Source organism: Streptomyces rhizosphaerihabitans (genome assembly GCF_025399795.1).
Taxonomy (GTDB): Bacteria; Actinomycetota; Actinomycetes; order Streptomycetales; family Streptomycetaceae; genus Streptomyces; species Streptomyces rhizosphaerihabitans.
Genome location: NZ_JAODTZ010000127.1, coordinates 1 through 3,430, shown reverse-complemented (window position 1 = coordinate 3,430; position 3,430 = coordinate 1). Strand labels below are relative to the sequence as shown.

3 protein-coding genes are annotated in these 3,430 nt (G+C 73.4%); 1 reads left to right on the top strand and 2 read right to left on the bottom strand.

Annotation, left to right across the window (positions count from 1 at the left end; translation table 11 throughout):
- Positions 1-855 (bottom strand): DUF2510 domain-containing protein (locus tag N4G66_RS44870; RefSeq protein WP_261710103.1); only part of this gene is annotated, 855 nt, incomplete at its 3' end.
- A gap of 301 nt (positions 856-1,156) precedes the next feature.
- Here N4G66_RS44870 and N4G66_RS44865 point away from each other — a divergent pair.
- A complete protein-coding gene (locus N4G66_RS44865) occupies positions 1,157-1,669 on the top strand; it encodes an SsgA family sporulation/cell division regulator (protein ID WP_261710102.1) in 513 nt (170 codons plus the stop codon).
- Between the two features lie 89 nt (positions 1,670-1,758).
- On the opposite strand, the gene N4G66_RS44860 is transcribed toward N4G66_RS44865, so the two are convergent.
- Complete coding sequence (locus tag N4G66_RS44860) at positions 1,759-3,165, bottom strand: FAD-binding oxidoreductase (protein WP_261710101.1); 1,407 nt, start codon at positions 3,163-3,165, stop codon at positions 1,759-1,761.
- Positions 3,166-3,430 lie beyond the last annotated feature (265 nt).

Below are 3,430 nucleotides of genomic sequence, written 5' to 3'. Positions count from 1 at the left end.
CGTGCCCCCGCCGCGCGCCCCGCTCTGCTGCTCCGTACGCGGGGAGGGCGCACGAAAAGTCCTGTCGCCCTCGGAGAGGACGGGGTCCGGGGCGCCCGGAGTGGCGGTGGAGGGTCCGGCTCCGGACAGCCCGGTGCCGGAGGCGGCCCCGGTCCCGGGGCCGTCCCAGCCGTCGGCCCGGCCCGAACTCGCTTCACCCTTACGGCTGATACCGCCCGTACCGCTGGCGCCTTCCGCACCCTCCGGCCCCGTGGGCGCCACCGGTCCCGTGGGGCGGCGGAAGACCACGGGGCCCGCGGACGCCGGGGGCCGGAGGGCGCCGTCGGAGTCGGCGGGCGGAATGGTCGTCGTACCGTCCGTGCGCGCCGCCGCCCCGTCGGGCTGGGTCACCGCCTCGGCGGACCCCGCCGCACGCGGGACGCGCGGGTCGGGTCCCTGCGGCGCGCCCCAGGACACCTTGCGGTCCTGGTCGCCGCCGAAGCCGGACTGCTGGGAGCGGTCGGCGCCCCACGCGGCGGCGGGCTCGGGCCGGCTGCCGTGCTGGGACTCGGTGCGGGTGGCGCGGCGGGGCTGCGGGTCCTCGTCGAAGAAGTGCGGACCCGTCTCCTCCGCGGCGGGAGTGCCTCCCTGCCCGCGCGAAGGCGAGAACTCGGGAGAGGGCGCCGGAGCGGGCACATGCGCGGGGCGGGCGCCGGCCGGCGGGGCGAGCGCCTCACCGCCCGACGGTGCCGGACGGCTCGTGCCCGGTACCCAGGCGGCACCGTTCCAGTACCGGACATATCCAGGGATGGAGGGGTCCGGGTAATACCCCTCGCGGGGCTTGTCGTCACCGGGGGCCGGGGTTGGGGCGCTCATGTCCGTCGTCCCGTATCTGCTCGGGGGTCGTGTTGGGGGTCCACATCTACCAGACCTGCGCACGCGTCACGGCCCGTCCCGCCGTACCCACTCCTTTCGGGCAAGGTTCCGCCACCTCTTGCGAGCGGACGTCCGAGGCTGTGCGCGGTCTGCCCGAACAAGGGCCGAAGAAGATCCGAAGAAGGGCCGAAGCGGGCCCGAAAGAATTCTCCCAACCCGCGTAATGATTCCGGCGCCAGGCGCTCTCCACTCGTACGGGCCCGCCCGGAGGAGCCCGTACGACGAAAGGAAGCGCATCGACATGCACACCGTGGTGGAACGCGAACTGGAGCTCCAGCTCGTCCTGTCGCCCGAGCGCAGCATCCCTGTGCCGGCGCGCCTCGGTTACCGCTCCGACGACCCGTACGCCGTCCGCATCACCTTCCACGTCGGCTCCGACCATCCCATCAACTGGACGTTCGCCCGTGAACTGCTCGTCGAGGGGGTGTTCCGGCCGTGCGGCCACGGCGATGTGCGGGTGTGGCCGACGAAGGTCGGCGGCCGGGGCGTCGTCCTGATGGCGCTGAGCTCGCCGGACGGCGACGCGCTGCTGGAAGCGCCCGCCGCACAGATGTCGGCCTGGCTGGAGCGCACTCTCATCGCGGTCCCCCCGGGTTCCGAGGCCGGGCGGCTCGGCCTCGACGCCGGCCTGGCCGAGCTGCTCGCGCCGTCCCCGAGGCTCTCGGCCTCGCTCGACCAGGGGGGAACCCCGTCGCCCGACGACCTGTGGCTGCGCGACCCGTGGCCGTCGGACGAGTCCACGGACGGTGAGTAGCCCTGACGGACCGGCCGACGGTGACCGGCCGACACGAAGGACGGCGAACGGCCCTGCCGCGTCGGAGGTCGGCGAACGGCCCTGGGGTCTCAGAACAGCTTGCCCGGGTTCAGGAGGCCCAGCGGGTCGAACGCCGTCTTGATCGCCCGCTGCATCTCCACGCCCACCGGGCCGATCTCGCGGGCCAGCCACTCCTTCTTCAGCACGCCCACGCCGTGCTCACCGGTGATCGTGCCGCCGAGTTCCAGACCGAGGGCCATGATCTCGTCGAAGGACTCGCGGGCGCGCCGGGACTCGTCGGGGTCGGTGGCGTCGAAGCAGACGGTGGGGTGCGTGTTGCCGTCGCCCGCGTGGGCGCAGACGCCGATGGTCAGGGCGTACTTCTCGGCGACGCGCTCGATGCCGTCCAGCATGTCGCCGAGCCGGGAGCGCGGCACGCACACGTCGTCGATCATCGTGGTGCCCTTGACCGCTTCGAGCGCGGTGAGCGACAGCCTCCTTGCCTGGAGGAGGAGTTCGGATTCGGCCGCGTCCTCGGCGGGGACCACCTGGGTCGCTCCGGCGGCCTCGCAGAGGGCGCCCACGAGGGCGAGGTCGGCCGCCGGGTCATGGGTGTCGAAGGCGGCGAGCAGCAGCGCCTCGGTGGTCTCCGGGAGGCCCATGTGCGCGAGGTCGTTGACGGCCTTGACGGTCGTACGGTCCATCAGTTCGAGGAGGGACGGCACATGGCCGCCCTCCATGATCCGGCAGACGGCGTCGCAGGCGGCCCGCGCCGACCCGAACTCGGCGGCCAGGACGAGCTGTTGGGGAGGCTGGGGCTTCAGCGCCAGGATCGCCCGTACGACGATGCCGAGCGAGCCCTCGGAGCCCACGAAGAGGCGGGTGAGGTCGTATCCGGCGACGCCCTTGGCGGTGCGGCGCCCGGTGGACATCAGCCGCCCGTCGGCGAGGACGACGTCCAGGCCGAGGACGTACTCGGCCGTCACCCCGTACTTCACGCAGCACAGGCCGCCGGAGGCCGTGCCGATGTTGCCGCCGATGGTGCACGTCTCCCAGCTGGAGGGGTCCGGCGGGTAGTACAGGCCGTGTTCGCCCACGGCCCGCGAGAGCGCGGCGTTGACGACACCGGGTTCGACGACGGCGATGCGGTCGACCGGGTTGATCTCCAGGATGCGGTCCATCTTCACCAGGGACAGCACCACGCAGCCGTCGGTGGCGTTGGCCGCTCCGGACAGGCCGGTGCGGGCGCCCTGCGGGACGACCGGGACGCGCAGTTCGGTCGCGACGCGCATGATGTGCTGGACCTGCTCGACGGTGCGCGGCAGGACGACCACGGAGGGTGTGCCCGCCTCGCAGAAGCTCGCCATGTCGTTGGCGTAGGAGGCCGTGACGTCCGGGTCCGTGAGGACGGCCTCGGCCGGCAGACCGCTCAGCAGACGGTCGAGCAGGTTGCCGGTCGCTTCGTCGCGCGGGGCTTCGATACGGCTCATGATCACAGCGTCGCACCCGGGGCCATCGGTGTGAACCCCATCCGCGCGAGGCTTCGCATGCCGGGGCGCGGTCTTCGTATTGACGCACAGTGAGCGGCATGGAGATCGAAGACCGACAGCCGGTGCCCGCCGGGTCCGGACGCGCGGTGCCCGCCGGTGCGCGGCCCGAGGAGCCCGTCGGCGCGCAGCCCCCGGAGCCCTCCGGGCCGGGCCGCTCCCCGCTCGCCCGGCGCGCGCTGATCGGTGCGGTCGCCGGCTGTGCCGTGCTCGG